The sequence below is a fragment of the Microbacterium sp. CJ77 genome, from assembly GCF_002911615.1.
Lineage (GTDB): Bacteria > Actinomycetota > Actinomycetes > Actinomycetales > Microbacteriaceae > Microbacterium.
Genome location: NZ_PQBR01000021.1, coordinates 1 through 15,271 on the forward strand (window position 1 = coordinate 1; position 15,271 = coordinate 15,271).

Annotated in this window: 13 protein-coding genes and 1 pseudogene; 3 read left to right on the top strand and 11 right to left on the bottom strand. The window is 64.5% G+C overall.

Annotated features, from left to right (window positions below; genetic code table 11):
• A pseudogene (locus tag C2868_RS17725) lies at nucleotides 1-751 on the top strand (integrase core domain-containing protein); the annotation flags it as partial.
• Between the two features lie 285 nt (nucleotides 752-1,036).
• On the opposite strand, the gene C2868_RS10990 reads toward C2868_RS17725, so the two are convergent.
• The 6 genes from C2868_RS10990 to C2868_RS11015 all read right to left on the bottom strand — a co-directional run bounded on the left by C2868_RS10990 (nucleotide 1,037) and on the right by C2868_RS11015 (nucleotide 9,449).
• Entirely contained in the window at nucleotides 1,037-2,515 is a 1,479-nt protein-coding gene (locus C2868_RS10990; protein WP_103663351.1) for a class I SAM-dependent DNA methyltransferase, read from the bottom strand.
• A gap of 24 nt (nucleotides 2,516-2,539) precedes the next feature.
• Entirely contained in the window at nucleotides 2,540-3,655 is a 1,116-nt protein-coding gene (locus C2868_RS10995; protein WP_103663359.1) for a Fic family protein, read from the bottom strand.
• 106 nt (nucleotides 3,656-3,761) lie between these two features.
• Complete coding sequence (locus C2868_RS17235; protein WP_146048046.1) at nucleotides 3,762-4,553, bottom strand: hypothetical protein; 792 nt, start codon at nucleotides 4,551-4,553, stop codon at nucleotides 3,762-3,764.
• Nucleotides 4,554-4,676: 123 nt separating this feature from the next.
• A complete protein-coding gene (locus C2868_RS11000) occupies nucleotides 4,677-5,918 on the bottom strand; it encodes an IS256 family transposase (RefSeq protein ID WP_100809640.1) in 1,242 nt (413 codons plus the stop codon).
• 519 nt (nucleotides 5,919-6,437) lie between these two features.
• Nucleotides 6,438-9,212, bottom strand: coding sequence for a DEAD/DEAH box helicase family protein (locus tag C2868_RS11010; RefSeq protein ID WP_181003448.1), 2,775 nt, complete (start codon nucleotides 9,210-9,212; stop codon nucleotides 6,438-6,440).
• Between the two features lie 21 nt (nucleotides 9,213-9,233).
• Complete coding sequence (locus C2868_RS11015) at nucleotides 9,234-9,449, bottom strand: hypothetical protein (protein ID WP_103663352.1); 216 nt, start codon at nucleotides 9,447-9,449, stop codon at nucleotides 9,234-9,236.
• A gap of 335 nt (nucleotides 9,450-9,784) precedes the next feature.
• On the opposite strand from C2868_RS11015, the gene C2868_RS11020 reads away from it, so the two are divergent.
• The gene (locus C2868_RS11020) at nucleotides 9,785-10,039 is read left to right on the top strand and encodes a hypothetical protein (RefSeq protein WP_103663353.1); all 255 of its coding nucleotides are present in this window, start codon (nucleotides 9,785-9,787) and stop codon (nucleotides 10,037-10,039) included.
• The gene (locus C2868_RS11025; RefSeq protein ID WP_103663354.1) at nucleotides 10,040-11,029 is read left to right on the top strand and encodes a zeta toxin family protein; all 990 of its coding nucleotides are present in this window, start codon (nucleotides 10,040-10,042) and stop codon (nucleotides 11,027-11,029) included.
• Nucleotides 11,030-11,627: 598 nt separating this feature from the next.
• Here the strand turns inward: C2868_RS11025 and C2868_RS11035 are convergent.
• The 5 genes from C2868_RS11035 to C2868_RS11055 all read right to left on the bottom strand — a co-directional run bounded on the left by C2868_RS11035 (nucleotide 11,628) and on the right by C2868_RS11055 (nucleotide 15,215).
• Nucleotides 11,628-11,882: a hypothetical protein gene (locus C2868_RS11035; protein WP_103663356.1), complete on the bottom strand. Its 255-nt coding sequence runs from the start codon at nucleotides 11,880-11,882 to the stop codon at nucleotides 11,628-11,630.
• A gap of 30 nt (nucleotides 11,883-11,912) precedes the next feature.
• Nucleotides 11,913-12,989 carry a hypothetical protein gene (locus C2868_RS11040; RefSeq protein WP_103663357.1) on the bottom strand — a complete coding sequence of 359 codons (1,077 nt, stop codon included), beginning with the start codon at nucleotides 12,987-12,989 and terminating at the stop codon, nucleotides 11,913-11,915.
• Nucleotides 12,986-13,312, bottom strand: coding sequence for a glutaredoxin family protein (locus tag C2868_RS11045; RefSeq protein WP_103663358.1), 327 nt, complete (start codon nucleotides 13,310-13,312; stop codon nucleotides 12,986-12,988). Before C2868_RS11045 ends, C2868_RS11040 begins: the two co-directional genes overlap by 4 nt.
• The gene (locus C2868_RS11050) at nucleotides 13,312-13,560 is read right to left on the bottom strand and encodes a hypothetical protein (RefSeq protein ID WP_219811474.1); all 249 of its coding nucleotides are present in this window, start codon (nucleotides 13,558-13,560) and stop codon (nucleotides 13,312-13,314) included. Before C2868_RS11050 ends, C2868_RS11045 begins: the two co-directional genes overlap by 1 nt.
• A gap of 390 nt (nucleotides 13,561-13,950) precedes the next feature.
• Nucleotides 13,951-15,215, bottom strand: a protein-coding gene (locus C2868_RS11055) for an IS3 family transposase (protein ID WP_100813234.1) whose coding sequence is annotated in 2 segments (ribosomal slippage) — nucleotides 13,951-14,864 and nucleotides 14,864-15,215 — 1,266 coding nt in all. Because the reading frame shifts where the segments join, the coding sequence is not laid out codon by codon here.
• Nucleotides 15,216-15,271 lie beyond the last annotated feature (56 nt).

Below are 15,271 nucleotides of genomic sequence, written 5' to 3' on the forward strand. Positions count from 1 at the left end.
CCTTCGATGATCACTCTCGGTTCGCGATCGCCTCTCATGTGGCCTGGGGTGAGACGTCGGAAGCAGCGATCGCTGTTGTCCGGAAGGGGATCGAGGCTCACGGGGTTCCGCAGCGGCTGCTCAGCGACAACGGGGCGGCGTTGAACCCGTCCCGGCGCGGCGCTCTGGGCCAGCTCGTCTCGTATGTGACCGCTCTTGGTGTTGAGCCGATCACGGGCAAGCCCTATAAGCCGACCACGCAGGGCAAGAACGAACGCTTCCACCAGACCCTGTTCCGGTTCCTCGATAAGCAACCCCTCGCCGACACACTCGAGCAGTTGCAGGCTCAGGTCGACGTCTTCGATCTGATCTATAACACCGAGCGTCCGCATCAAGCATTGCCCGGTCGGATCACCCCGCAACAGGCGTGGATAGCGACGGCGAAAGTCGAGCCGCCCCGCCCCGCTCCGCGACCCGCGACCCTCCCCGTGGACGACGGAATCCGGATGACACGAGTGCGGGACAACGGCACGGTCTTCGTCCGCGGCATCCGCTTCCACATCGGCCGAATCTTGTTCGGCGCGGTCGCCTACGTCGTCGAGGAAGACACCGGCGTGATGGTCTTCGATCACCAAGGCACACTTCTCATCCAGCAGCCCTGGCCCGCACCCGGCACGAAGTACGTCGGCAGCGGCAGACCCCGCGGGCGCGGCCGCCCCACCGTCTGAGTGTCAGAGATGTCCTGACACATCAACTGTCAGAGATGTCCTGATGCAGAATCGTCAGGCATGTCCTGATACATCACATGATACATCACACCGCGGTATGCAGGTTTGCCCACATTTTGCCCACACTTGGTCGAGATTCACCCCGATCGAACCGGTTTGAGCCCCGCCGAGGAAAGCGAATATTCCGCGTAATCACGCGGTTTTCCACCGATCGCGCGACAACACCGAAAACCCCCGCCTGAGTTCGACTCCCGCCGTCGCGTCTAGGTCAACAGTCCTAGATCTTCGTATACCTGGGGTCGTCATCTCGGCGAAGCGCGGTCTCAAGATCAGGAACTCTTCGCGGCGCCCGATTCCAACGCGGCCGCGACCGTTTCGAACTCCGCCAGTGCTGCGGTCAGGTCCTCCACGATCTCGCGCGCGATGACCTCGGGCGCGGGGAGGTTGTCAAGGTTTTCGAGCGACTCGTCTCTCAGCCACGTGATGTCCAGATTGACCTTGTCCCGCGCAACCAGCTCCTCATAGTCGAAAAACTTGTATTGCTCGGTCTCGACGCGGGACTCGCGATCGACACCAAAGCACGACACAAAGTTGTCAAGGTGGGCACGCGTCAGCGGATTCTGCTTGAGGGTGAAGTGCTGATTCGTGCGCAGATCGTAGATCCAGAGCTTCGACGTCCAGGGACGCTCACCCGCCGGCTTCTTGTCGAAGAACAGCACGTTCGCCTTGACACCGCCGGCATAGAAGATGCCCGTCGGCAGCCGAAGCATCGTGTGCAGATCGAAGTCTTTCAGCATCCGCCGACGCAGGGTCTCGCCGGCTCCACCTTCAAACAGCACGTTGTCGGGTAGCACGACCGCAGCCCGCCCGTTGATGTCGAGGATCGTCGCGATGTGCTGAAGGAAGTTGAGTTGCTTGTTCGACGTCGTGACGACGAAGTCCTGGCGCTCGATCTCGAGATCCTCGCGCGCTTCGCGCCCGTCGGCACCGACCATCGTCAACGATGACTTGCGACCGAACGGCGGGTTAGAAAGCACCACGCTCCACCGGCGCCCGGGGTCCGCGATAAGCGAATCTTTTACCTCGATGAGTGACGGACCATTGGCCTCGCCGGCGCCGTGCAGCAGAAGGTTCATCGCGGCCAGACGCGCGGTGCCGTCGACCAGCTCGACGCCATGCACGAGTCCCGTCCCGAGGTGCTCACGCTGCGGAGGCGTGAAGGACGACGCGTAGCGCGCGACATGCTCGTACGCCTGCAACAGGAACCCGCCCGTGCCGCACGCGGGGTCAGTCACCGTGTCCTCGACAGTCGGACGAATGCAGTCAACGATGGCATCAATGATCGGGCGAGGAGTGAAATATTGCCCCGCACCCGACTTGACGTCTTCTGCGCCCTTCGCAAGCAGCGACTCGTACGCGTCACCCTTGATGTCGACCCCGGTCTGCGACCACTGCTCCGCGTCGATGAGGTCATGGATAAGGCGCTTCAGCTTCGCGGGATCCTGAACCCGATTCTGCGCTTTGCGGAAGATCACGCCGAGCGTGCCGGTCTCGCGCCCGAGCCCTTGCAGGATGCGCGTGTATTCAAGCTCTAGCTCCACGCCGTCGGCATCGAGCAGTCGCTGCCACGAGTACTCGTCGGGAACTATCTTCTCGGGTCTAAGCGGTCGTGTGGCCCGCTCGTGAGCCATCTTGAGGAAGAGCAGATAGGTCAGCTGCTCCGTGTAGTCGATCGTGCCGACGCCGTCGTCGCGCAGCACGTTCGCGTACGACCAGAGTTTGTCGACAAGGCGGCGAGAGTCAGGCATCAGGAAGGTCTCCGAGGGCTTGCGTCAGAAGAGAGTCGCGTCTCGAGGCGTGTCGTCGGGCTCGTCACGCAACAGGATCTCGAAGAACGCGTAGTTGATGAATAGTCTCTCGCGACCCACGCGAATGTCGCGGAGCACCCCGGTCGCAACAAGCTCGTTCAGCCATTTGGTCGCCGTTGGCCGAGAGACCCCGCAACGCGCTATCACGTTGCTGATCCGGCAATACGGCTGCTCGAACAGCACATCCAGCAGATCGGAATTCGCGCCCGCGCTTGTCTCGCGCACCTGTTCACGCACGTTCACCTGCAACGCTTGAATGGCGTCGATCTTCGCGAGCGTCACCCGGGCGGTCTCGCGGACGGCGTCGAGCATGAACAGGATCCACTCCTCCCACACACCGCTGCGGGTAACTTCGAGAAGCAGCCGGTAATAGTCGTCCTTATGAACGATGATGTATCGCGACAGGTAAAGGATCGGCGACTGGAGCAGGCCGGCATCCACGATCATCAGTATGTTCAGGATGCGACCGGTCCTTCCGTTTCCGTCGGCGAAGGGGTGGATCGCCTCGAACTGGTAGTGCGCGATTGCCATCCGGACGAGCGGGTCGACCGACCGCGCCCCATGGATGAAGTCCGCCCAGTTGGCAAGCTTCCCGCGAATGACAGCTGCCCCGTGCGGCGGGGTGTAGATCGCGCGTCGTGTCGCGGGGTTTGCGATGATCGTGCCGGGCAGATCGCGCACATCCATCTCGCGTTGCTGGATGATCGAACAGATCTGGGTCGCGGTGGTGACCGAGAGCGGGCGCGATCGCACACTCTCCAACCCCGCGAACAGTGCAGAGCGGTAGCGCAGCGTCTCTTTCGTCTCGGGCGTCGCGAGTTCTGACTCGTCTTGCGCGTAGCGGAACAGTTCGTCGGTTGTCGTCACGATGTTCTCGATCTCGGAGCTCGCTTGCGCTTCGAGGATCGGAATAGCGTTGAGCAGTACCGCCGGGTTGGGCATGCGCCGAGTCGCCTGGTCGAGGGCCGCGACCTGCGCACGCGCCTCGATAGCCGCCTTGAGGACGGCGACCGTCTCGACCGCGGTGTTGGGAGGCAATGCGGGAAGCTCATTGTACGGCTCGTTTGGCTGCCATGTCACATGCAAAGTCTAGGCACACGACGCGAGAACGTGTAAAAATTCGGAGTAAATATTTACATGTTCTGGCAATGAGTAAACGAGGTTTGCATGGCGCCCGGCGTCCGTATCATTGCGCCGCTAAGGACTCTTCGATCCGAGCAGCGTCGAATGTCGCTCCCGTCAACTGTCCTGAAAACGCGTAAGCGAGAACGGCCCTGCGGAGCAACTTTGAACGATGTTGGGCTGCCATGACCTCCGCGCGTAGGCGACCCGCCACCTCGCGGACCAGTGCAATGCGTTGCACCACTTCGGCCTGATGCGCTCGCGACGGCACGGGAATCCCGAGGGCGCTCAACTTACGAACGCTCAAAGTGTAGAGGCCACTTGATGAGCTAGCGACACTGGAGAGCTGTCGACGAAGCTGAGGTGCGTTCCAAACCGCCTCGAGATACGCCGGGAGCAACCGTGGTCCAGGACGTACGCGAATCAGATGGTTTTGATGCACCGCCCCGGGCACGCTGTTGTCCCAGAGAGCAGCGCGGCCGATCTGGTTGGCGCTACCGTTACCTTCGACAACAAGTAGATCGCCCAGCAGCAGTTGGTACCGTTCCTGGTCGCCAGCGAACATCTCGACCTCATGAAGTTCAGCGAGATCAAGTCCCGAAGCAGTTATGTTGGCTACTCGCAGAAATGGCGCTGTGTTTCTGCTCGGTCGGCGCTTCGGTTGTTTCTGAATGCCGGACTGAATTGCCGCTAGGTCCGCAAGCGGCACCAGCTCTGCGCCAAAGCTTGCGTCCGCGAGCGCCCGCTGCACTAGTGACGCCGTCCGCGCTATCACGACATCCAACCCTCGCTCGGCGGCGTCGAGTCGGGAGAATTGATCTTCGATCATGTCCACTATTCGCTGCTGTTCGATCACAGGCGGCACCGAGAGTCCGATGGCAGCCAGGTTTCGGCGGGAGATGCGCTTCCTAGTAGTCCCTGACTGGGTCAAGTCCTGGGACGTGGTGTATCGGTGATCGTGTGATCCCTCGTGTCGAGGTCAGGCTGTGAGGGCCCGAAGGTCGGGTTCGATCACCTCCTCTGTGGTGGGTTCGCCGACGCGGCGTGCGGCGGCGAGGGCGTCGAGGCCGAGGTAGCGGCGTTGCTCGGCCCACTCGTCGTGTTGCTCGGCGAGGACGGCGCCGACGAGCCGGATGATCGCGTCGCGGTTCGGGAAGATGCCCACGACGTCGGTGCGGCGGCGGATCTCCCGGTTGAGGCGTTCGTTCGGATTGTTGGACCAGATCTGCCGCCAGATGCTCTTCGGGAACGCGGTGAACGCGAGGATCTCCTCACGTGCGGCCTCGAGGTGCTCGAACGACCTGGGGAGCTTGTGCTCGAGCGCGTCCAGGACGCGGTCGAACTGGGCGTGCACGGACTCCGCGTCGGGCTGGTCGAAAACCGTGCCCAGCAGGGTCTTCACCCATGGCCACGAGGACTTTGGGGTCACGCTCATCAGGTTCGCCGCGTAGTGGGTTCTGCACCTCTGCCAGGACCCGCCGACGGTCGCGCCGATCGCTGCGACCAGACCTGCGTGTGCGTCGGACGTGACGAGCTTCACGCCGGTCAGGCCTCTCGCGACGAGGTCGCGCCAGAACGTCAGCCAGCCGGCGCCGTCTTCGGTCGAGTTGACTTGCAGACCGAGGATCTCGCGGTAGCCGTCGGCGTTCACGCCGGTCGCGACCAGCACCGCGACCTTCACGACCCGGCCGCCCTCGCGGACCTTCATGGTGAGCGCGTCGGCGGCGACGAACGAGTACGGGCCGGCGTCCAACGGCCGGGTGCGGAACGCGGTCACCTGCTCGTCAAGGTCGCGCGCCATCTCCGACACCTGCGACTTCGACAGCCCGGTGATCCCGAGGGTCTTCACCAGGTCATCCATCCGACGGGTGGACACGCCGAGGAGGTAGCTGGTCGCGACCACGGTGGTCAGTGCGGCCTCCGCGCGGCGGCGGCGTTCCAGCAGCCACTCCGGGAAGTAGGTGCCCTGCCGGAGCTTGGGGATCTTCACGTCGATGGTCCCGGCGCGGGTGTCGAAGTCGCGGTGGCGGTAACCGTTGCGACGGTTCACCCTGTCGTCGCTGATCGTGCCGTAAGCGGCGCCGCAGATCTGGTCCGCGTCCGCGGATAGCAGCTGGTTGATGAACGTGCCGAGCATCTCCCGCAGCAGATCGGGAGACGCCTGCGCGAGGTGGTCTTCGAGGAAGCGGGCAGGGTCGATATCGTGGGGTGAGACGGTCATCGTCGGGGTCCTTTCGAGATGGATGTGAAGAGTTCTCTCGAAGGATCACGCGGTGACCGTCGCTACGTCCGCAGCGACACGGTCACCCGATCCGTACACCACCTTGCCGGACGCCACCCCCTGACTGCATGGACTCGACCCTGGCGCGCACGTTCGGAGAGTTGAGCGCCCACATAACGAATCGCGGATCCATATCCTGTCTAGCGATTCGAAGAACGGCCACGTCGACGACTGTCACGGCGCGCCCGATCCCGTGAGGGACAAGACATGCGCGCCCGATGGGATCGGGCATCCGGGCAATAAGGATGTCGTGTGGACGAAGAAAAGTACAGTTGAGTCGAAGGGCTTGATCTTCACGCATCCACCGATTGCTTCGATCACGAAAGACCCCTACTCCGACGTCAGCGAGTTGAGTCAGCCGCACTCCCCCACTCGAATCCTGGTCCTTTGATTCGACCCAGTCACCGTCGGTGAAGAGTCCGCCTCGAGCGATGTCTGCGAGCGTCTCGATCTCCCAACTCACGCGGTCAGCTCCACGTTCAGTTCGTCGATGAGCGTACCGGCGCGGTCGCCGAGGACGCGTATGGCACCATCGACTCCCCCGCGCTCGGTGAAGGGTGCGCCATCGAGATCGGCATCTGATAGACCGGCCGAGTTTGCGATGACGTCTGCCATTCGATCGAGCCACCAGCGCTGATCATCCGTGAACGCGACACCGGCGAGGCCCTGACGATCGAGCCAGTCGTCGTAACGTGCTCGCACGACGTCGGCATACGGGACGAGTTCGGTGTCCTCGCCCAACTCGTACCGCAGAAGGGAGACGAGGTCGGTGAGTCTCGCGTGATCATTTGGCCTGACGCGTTCGACCTGTACCGCTTCGTATGCGTGCCAGATGAGGTCGACCGTCCAGTTGTGCGGGGGCCGGGCAATGCGGTCGGCGAGTTCCGCGATGGCCGCGAACGGCACGTGCCGAGTCTTCGCTTCCATGAGCACCTGTATTGCGCTGATCTCACTGCGATGCTCAGCGAGGTAACCGCGCCACGATTCGACGATCGACCGCGCATGGTTCGTGTCGACCACGCCGTAGGCATCGACGAGCTCATCGACCGTCACTTCGTCGATCACTTGGTCGTGTGTGCGGCGCAGCTCGAGAATGCGCGAGCGCAACTCAGGGCTCGATGCGAGTGGCTCGATGGCGCGCTCGATCAGCTCAGCGATCGCTGCTTCCCGAGCCCTCGCGGATTCGGGCGACGCGTCGTCGACCTCCGGCAGCGAACCGGCCTGAGTATCGGGATCGACGGCGTCGACGAGTCCGCGAATGACGTTGCGCAGCGATCCCCCGGCGACCTCATCGAGCTCGGCGCGTTCCGACGCGGTGAGCTGTAGCTCGAGGGCCGACAGGCGCGAAGCAAGGGTCGCGGTCTCGTCCTCGGTGATGGAGAGGTCCGCGGCCTTCGCAAGCAACTTTTGCAGCGAGATTCCGCGATCTCGATTCAGCGGCGGTTCGACGAAGTCGTGCTCGGTGACCCCGACGGCGTCGACGATCACAAAGCGGGTCTTCTGTGCGGCATCCGGGGTGACTGCTCGGAAGTCTGCGGATGGGATCGTTCGTGCGCCCCGGCCTTTCATCTGCTCGAAGTACTGGGCGCTGCGCACATCGCGTAGGAAGAAGACGCACTCGAGCGGCTTGACGTCGGTTCCGGTGGCGATCATGTCGACGGTGACCGCGACGCGCATCGTCGGCGAGGTGCGGAACGCCTGCAAATGACCCTTCGGATCTTTCGCGTTGTAGGTGATCTTGGCTGCGAAGTCGTTGCCTTTGCCGAACACTTCGCGCGCAAGGTTTACCACTGTCTCGGCGTGATTGTCGTCCTTGCAGAAGATAAGCGTCTTTGGCACGACGCGGCGACCAGGAAAAATTTCGGGCATGCGGTCGCGGTAGGTCTCGAGGATCGTCCGCAACTGAGACATGTTCGTAACCGCTCGGTCGAGCTGCGTCGCGGTGTACTGGAGATCCTCATCGAGCGTCTCGAGTCGTTGCTTTCGCGTGCGACGGTCGACCTTGGGAACGACCGTGCCCGCCTCGATCGCTCCGCCTTCATCGCTCACACGAGTCTTGATGCGATAGATGTCGAAGTCGACGTTCACTCCATCCGCGACGGACTCTGGGTAGGTGTATTCCGAAACCAGGTTCTGCTGAAAGAACCCGAACGTCTGCTTGCCGGGCGTCGCTGTGAGCCCCACGATGTGTGCGTCGAAGTACTCGAGCACCCCTCGCCACACGCCGTATATAGAGCGATGCGCCTCGTCCACGATAACCAGGTCGAACGCTTCCGGGGGGAGCGCATGGTTGTATGCCACCGTCACCGGAACGTCGGGGACGAAACCGTCGATACCGGGATCGTCGCGATCCTCGACGTCCTTGCCCTGGAGCACACGGTGGACGCGCTGGATCGTCGAGATCACCACGCTGGCCGACTGCAGCATCCCAGCGCTTGTTAGCTTCATCACGGGATACAGCTCCGTGAATCGCCGGCCGTCGCCAGGGGTGCGGTAGTTCTGGAACTCAGCGAGCGTCTGGTCTGCGAGGTTGTTGCGGTCGACGAGGAAAAGGATGCGAGTGAATCCGCCGTAAGCGAGAAGCCTGTAAGCCTCGGTCACGGCGGTGAATGTCTTGCCCGCCCCCGTGGCCATCTGGATGAGGGATCGCGTATACCTCTGCTCACGCAGCGCTTGCTCCACCCCGTTGACCGCATCGATCTGCGCTGGTCGCAGACTTGTGCGGTCGAGCTCGGGGAGAGAGTGGACGCGGGCGCGCCAGGTCGCGGCGCCCGGCCTCTCAATGGCTTCGCGGGCCGCCCGTGCGAGGGTTGGCGGTTGCGGGAACGCGAAGACTCGACGCGCTCGCGGATGCGGGTCGAACCCGTTCGTGAAATGGGTCTCGACTCCTGACGACTCGAACACGAACGGGAGACGGCCGTCGGTAACCACCGCCCGCCTAGCCTGCGCATCGGGAAGGCCGGTGGCATACATCGCGGATTGCCACTCGACGCCTGACAGGGAGGTGCCGACCGGTTTCGCCTCGATGACTCCGACGACCTGCTTGTCTACGAAGAGTAAGTAATCGGCCCGTCCATGCCCCGAGGCCATGATGAACTCACGCACTGCTACGCCAACGCCCGCAAAGAGGTTGATCGCGGCGCGGTCCTGCACTACCCATCCGGCTGCTTCGAGCTGCTCGTCGATGAGTTTCCGTGCACGCGCTTCGGCGGGCAGGCGGTCAGCTTCGAGCATGCCGCCAGCGTATCGAATGCGCTATATCGGGCCTGACTGCCCGCGCACGAATGTGCCGCCGATCCATCGCACAAGGCGCACGAGCTTGCGTCGTCCGGCCGTGATGAGGATCGCAAGCACCAGCGGCCCAAACCACCAATACGTCAGCGCATTGACCCACAGCGCATGCCAGAGAAGCACGAGGCCCTGCCACACCCCCTGTTGAAAGAGGTCGCGCATCTCCCAGTAGTCGAGCATTGTCGTCTCCTCTCGCGTAAGCCATACGCATCTTTATCAGGAGGCCCAGACATCACATCCCCATCCCGCCACGCGGTGCCGACGTTTGCGATGGGTCCGCCCCCAAGGATTGACGGTGGGCAAATGCCTAGCGGCGCGCCAAAGGTCCAGCTGTGGCGTCAAGCTGAGCATCGGCGGTTCGTTCCAGGACCTGAAGGACCTATGTCGGGCGCCGGCGGTCAACGTCGCAGCGATCGTCGCGGCATGGCAACCCGTCCGTGGCCCCGCCGGGAATCGGCACGTGACTGACTTCGAACCTTTTCATCCAGCCGATAGCCTTCCGGAAGGAGGGCGATATGCGTGTCGATTTTTCGCCGTGGCGTTTGCGGGAAGCCCCAGCATCTGACGCGCTCGACGCGGTCGCCCATCGGACGATCGCGGCGCTCCTTGCGCAAGCTCGGAGCGGCCGCATACCCACGGAAGATGCCGCCGCGCAAGTTCACCAGGTGCGCTCGTTCGTTCAGTCGGTTGACGGCTACGACGCGACGGCGATTGCTGGCGCGATCGCCGAGTTGCAGTCGGAGCTCGATAAAGTGCGGCAGGGCTCGTAAGTGACACCGTCCGATGAGCTTGAGCGGGTCTTTGACCGCGACATTCGCCCGCTCGTCTTCGCCGACGTTGAGGACGTTGAGCCCGAGTTTGTGATCTTGTCGGGGCAGCAGGGGTCAGGCCGCGCACAGGCCATCTCGAGAATCCAATCCGCAGCGCAGCATCGTCTTGCTGTCGTGAGGGGTGATGAGTTGCGCGCCTTCCATCCGCGATACACGGAACTGGTCGGCACTGCTGACGCGGAGGTTGAGCTGGCGGCCGCGGCGGCGCAGTGGGTGGGTGCCTGCATCGCGTATGCGCGGGATCATCGACGATCGGTGCTGCTGGAGGGGTCGTTCGAGAACCCGGACGCGGTCACGGGAACTCTACGGCTGTTCGCCGAGCAGGGGTTTCGGACGCGCGTGATCATGGTCGGTGTGCCGGCGCGCGAGAGTCTGCTGACGTTGGCGTCGACGCACGCGTCACGCATCCAGGCGGGTCGTGCTTCGCGGTTCACGGACGGGGAAGAGCACCAGGCGGGCTTCGACGCGACAAGGGCGGTCGTCGCCGCAGTCGAGACCGACGCCCCCGAAAGTGGGCTCGTGGTGCTCGACCGTCGCGGTCGCACGGTTTTCGACAGCGAGACGCCGGCGCCCGACCAGGGTGGGAGCGGGGTTGAGGCGCTCGTGAAGGCGCAGTCCGTCACACCTTCGACGATGGACATGGTGGAGTGGTTAGGCGAACTTCGCCGGGTGAGCGAGTTCGCACAGTCGCTGCGCCGCCCCGAACGAGACGTGCTTGAGGCTCTCGTTGAGTTGCACGATCTTGCATTGCGGGAGGTGACCCCGCACCTGCCGTCCTTCGAGGGTTCCGATGTGCTCGCGGTCCAGGAGCGGAGCATCGCTACCCGACTGCTCGAGCTGCGCCGGACGTTGGCGCCGACAGAGACAGTCGACGCGACGGGTCCGGTCGTCGGTCCTGCTGGCCCTGACCGCGGGGGCGTGACTCGATGAGCCGGGAGCTGCGGGTGCCAGCGACTTCGGGACTCCAGCACTTCGGGCGTCAGTGACTCTGTGAGGTCGGAAGTTCCGAACTTCGGGGGTCCGATACTTCGCAGGTGGTTGCTTCGGTCTGCGGGTGTCCTGGGATAGCCGGCTGTGGTCAGCGGGTCGGGTGGTGTGTAGTGCCGGGTCGTGGAATAGCGGACCGAGCGGCAGCGAGGGAGCATATGCCGCGAAAGCCCGGAACGGAGCACCGCGCGGCCCGCTACACTCTCGCCGCCCAGGAAGCTCAGTCCGCGTTCGCGGTCATGTGAGCGCGTTGAGGGCGCCGGTCCACCAGCGGAGGTAGGTGTTCCGCGGGTCCTGGCCGGCGGCGAGCTCAGTGGTGTGTGCAAGGGAGCTCGGGGGTGACGGTGAACCGTTCCCCTCCTTCGCGAAGGTGCGCGAACTGTTCATGTCGGTGGAGCTCGACGACTCAGCCGCCGCGCACGAAGGCGAGCAGCTCGTCATGCCAGAGGGCCGCGAGTCGTTGCCGGGGGTTCACGGGGGGCCGCTCACACCGGCAGAGTAACGGGCCAGCTCGGACATCTCGTGAGCGCGCTGCCACAGTTCAGTCGGTCGTAAGGGCCATGACGTCGCGGATGAAGGTGCGGCGGTCGGCGGTCGGGTCGGTGATGAGTTCGCGGATCCGGTCGCTGAGGCCGCGGCGGTGTGGGAGGAACAGGTCGCCGAGGGGTTCGATGCACCAGTCGATGTCTTCTTGGATGCTGTAGCCGGTTTCTTCCTGGTGTTTGGTGGGGTACCAGGTGAATGAGGCGACGGCGGTGCGGTAGATGACGGCTTCGGCGTCTGCACGGTCAAGCATGGTGGTCTGCCTTCCTGGTTGTCTTCAGTGTCACAGTCCGAGCCCTTTCCCCGGTGTTGCGGGTCCCGTGTGGGGGCCGGTCGCGTCGGGCCGGCGATTGGGGAGGCGGGGTGTGTGGCGGAGGGTGTCGTTGAGGTTGCGAGCGATCTCATCCATCCGGGCATCCTCCGCAGCCTCTACGGCGTCCCTGCGGGCCTGCTCGCGTTCCCGAGCGATCCGTCGAAACGCCTCCCGATCGGTGGGGTCCACGAATTTGTGTCCGACCGTTGGCTGACTGGCGAGGTACACGTGGGCGCGGGCTCGTTGGCAGTCGCGTTCCCAGGCCGCGGTCATCTCCGGGCTGACCGCGTACTCCTCCTGCAGTTGCGAGATCTGTTCCGGAGTGCGCGGGGTGGTGAAGAACGCCGTCGCGGCGGCGCGGTTCTCCGCGCGTTCCGCACTGCTGGTCCCGTGCAGGCGCTCAGTGGGCAGCCCGCCCTGTTGGCGGTTCTTCTCCCGCCGCCGCCACGCCGCCGCCGCCGTTTTCGCTCGTTCCTTGTTCGCCTGGTAGCGGTCGCGGCTTTTCGCTTTCACCTCATCTTTGTGCCGTTCGTAGTAGTCCCGTGCGGCAGCTCGGCGGGCGTCGGGGTTGTCACGGTGTGCGTCGCGTTTCGCGGCAAGTCGTTCCTCGCGGTGCCGCTGATAGTCCGCCGCGTTGTTCGCGCGGCGCCGCTCGCGAAACCCGTCCGGGTCCTCCGCCCGTTGTCGAGCGACGTAGGCGCGGGAGTATCCGACCCACTTGTCCTTATTCGCCGCGTAGTACTGCCGGGACTGCTCCGCACGCCTCGCACGCTTGTCCTCCTCCGCGCGCCTCCGCTGCGCCTGCGCGCGCATGTATTCGCGGTTGTAGGCGCGGACGTGTTCCCGGTTCCGCTCCTTGTACACTGCCTGCAACTCCCGCCGCCTGTCCCGGGTGAGCTCCCGATACCACTTGCTCTTCTCGCGCTGATACTCGGGTCCGTGGATGGGCAGGCCGTCGCGTTCACGCTGGTCCTTCCACTCCTGCAGAGCAGGTGATTCCTTGCTGCGATCCCGGCGGGGCACGCGCGGCCGTTCGTCGTCGGTCATGACATGCCCATCCCCGCGGTGACGGAACTCCGCACGACACCGGGACCCAGCGGCGCTTTCCGCGCCAGTTGATCGAGGGAGGCGAGGTGGTCGATGCGGTCGGGGCGAAAACCGAACCAGTGATGCTCGGGCTCACCGTCAACGACGACCACGGGCGCCTGGCTGTAGCCGAGATCCTCGGTGACGTAGTGACGGGCCGCCGCGTTGGCGTCGAGGGTGAGATCAATCTCGGTGTAGCGGATGCCGGCTTCGTCGAGGCGTCGGCTGGTGAGCCGGCACTGCACGCACGCCGGCCCCGTCGTGTACACCGTGACGCTGACCATCACGACACCTTCCCCGCCGCACGTCGGCCCGCACGGTGAACGGAAGTGCTGGATTCTGTAAGTCCGGTGGTCACGGAGCGTCGGAGTGCTTCCTCGGTGGACCCGGTCAGGTGGTGCTGGTGGGTGAGGAGTAGGTCGATCGCGACACGGATGAGGGTGTTCTCCGTGATCCGCTCTGCCCGTACGGTGCGGCGGCGCATCAGCGTTCGTGCGAGGGCAGAGAGCGCGGCGTATTGGTCTTCCCGCACGCGTGCTTCCTTGCGAGTCAGCCGCGCGAACATTGGCACGGACGGATCCGTGTCCTCCGCGTGTGCTCGGGTTCGGCTGTCGGTGAGGGTCGCAGCGAGATCGATGCGGGGCATTGCTTTCACCAGCTCCCCATAGGTGCGGGCTCGAGAATCCCGGACAGTTCGTGACCCAGGCGGGTGACGTCGGCGATGCCTCCCGCGGTGGACCGGTTGTCGCGAAGCGTTGTCACGACCTGCCCGAGCACGGGTGCGTCCGCGTGCGCCTTGTATTGCCGCAGATGGGTGTCGAAGCGGGGGATGCCCCAGGTGGAGTCCAGGAGCGCCTGCCATGCGGGTAGCTGGGTGGGGATGCGTGGGGCCTTGCCCCCGGTTCTTGGACACGGGGTGGGATTATGCCGCTATCGGTAGCGTAGCGGCGGTGAGTTCGGCTTCGAATGCGACGGGCGCGATGTAGCCGAGGTAGGAGTGGCGGCGGGTGTTGTTGTAGCGCACGAGCCACCGGAACACCTCGCGACGGCAGGAGGCCTCGTCGGCGAACACGGCCCGGTCTTGCAGGACCTCGCGCTTGAGCGTCGCGTTGAACGCCTCCGCGAGGGCATTGTCAGCGCTCGTGCCCACCGCGCCCATGGACTGTGTCACGCCGAGCCGCTTGCACAGTCCCGCGTAGGCCTTGGAGGTGTAGACCGATCCGTGGTCCGAGTGGAACACGGACCCGGTCAGCCTGCCGCGGGTCAGCCTCGCCGAACGCAGCGCATCTTCGACGAGCTCGTTGCGCATGTGGTCCGCGACCGCCCACCCGGCCAGCCGTCTCGAGCAGCAGTCGATCACGGTCGCCAGATACAGGTTCTGCCCGTCAGCCAGCGGCAGATAGGTGATGTCGCCGACATACCGCTGGTTCGGCGCCTCGGCGGTGAAGTCCCGTTTCAGCAGGTCGGGGACGACCTGTCCCGACGGCTCGGGGACGGTGGTGCGCACCCGCCGCTTGCGCTGGTACCCGTGGATCTCGTTGTCTCGCATCACGCGGGCGACCCGCTTGCGGTTGACCCGCTCGGACGGCGCGGCGCCGTCATTGAGCTCGGCGGTGATCCGTGGCGCGCCCATCGTGTTGTCGCCTTCGTGGACGGCGCGGATCCGCCCCGCCAGAACGTCGTCCTCCGCGGCGCGCGCCCGCCGGGCGGCGGCGCCGGCCCGCCATGCGTAGAACGAGGACCTCGTGATCTCGACGAGCTGACACAACCGCTTCACCGGGTAGGTGGCTGAGAGGTCCTCAACGAACTGGAAGCGGTTCACCAGTTCGTCTCCCCCGCGAAATACTTGGCCGCCTGCCGCAGGATCTCACGCTCGGTGACGAGCTTGACCTGCTCGACCTCCAGCTGCGCGACCCGCCCCTCCAGGCGTGCGATGCGCTGCGCGGGCGTCTCATCCGCCCCCGCATCCGCCGTCGGCGAGGTCGCCGACGCCTTGAACGGGCTGCGCGCGGCGGTGCCGTCCGCAGCCGTCTTCCGGCCCGTCCCGTGCCGCTCCAGCCACAGCCGCAACGTGCCGCGCTCGATCCCGAGATCAGCGGCGATGCCACGCACCGTCGCCCCGGGAGTGGACTCGTACAAGTCCACGGCCTGCCGCCGGAACCCGTCGGAGTAGTTCTTCCTAACCATGATTCTGATCATCTCGCTTCCCCAGCAAAATGCTGGATTCAGCGTGTCCAAGAACT

Excerpts from the sequence above, each read along its gene's own strand:
- C2868_RS11045 (WP_103663358.1), bottom strand. The coding sequence starts at position 13,312 with ATGGTCAGCGTCACGGTGTACACGACGGGGCCGGCGTGCGTGCAGTGC.
- C2868_RS10990 (WP_103663351.1), bottom strand. The coding sequence starts at position 2,515 with ATGCCTGACTCTCGCCGCCTTGTCGACAAACTCTGGTCGTACGCGAAC.
- C2868_RS11000 (WP_100809640.1), bottom strand. The coding sequence starts at position 5,918 with ATGACCGTCTCACCCCACGATATCGACCCTGCCCGCTTCCTCGAAGAC.
- C2868_RS11035 (WP_103663356.1), bottom strand. The coding sequence starts at position 11,882 with ATGCTTGACCGTGCAGACGCCGAAGCCGTCATCTACCGCACCGCCGTC.
- C2868_RS11015 (WP_103663352.1), bottom strand. The coding sequence starts at position 9,449 with ATGCTCGACTACTGGGAGATGCGCGACCTCTTTCAACAGGGGGTGTGG.
- C2868_RS11010 (WP_181003448.1), bottom strand. The coding sequence starts at position 9,212 with ATGCTCGAAGCTGACCGCCTGCCCGCCGAAGCGCGTGCACGGAAACTC.
- C2868_RS11020 (WP_103663353.1), top strand. The coding sequence starts at position 9,785 with ATGCGTGTCGATTTTTCGCCGTGGCGTTTGCGGGAAGCCCCAGCATCT.
- C2868_RS11040 (WP_103663357.1), bottom strand. The coding sequence starts at position 12,989 with ATGACCGACGACGAACGGCCGCGCGTGCCCCGCCGGGATCGCAGCAAG.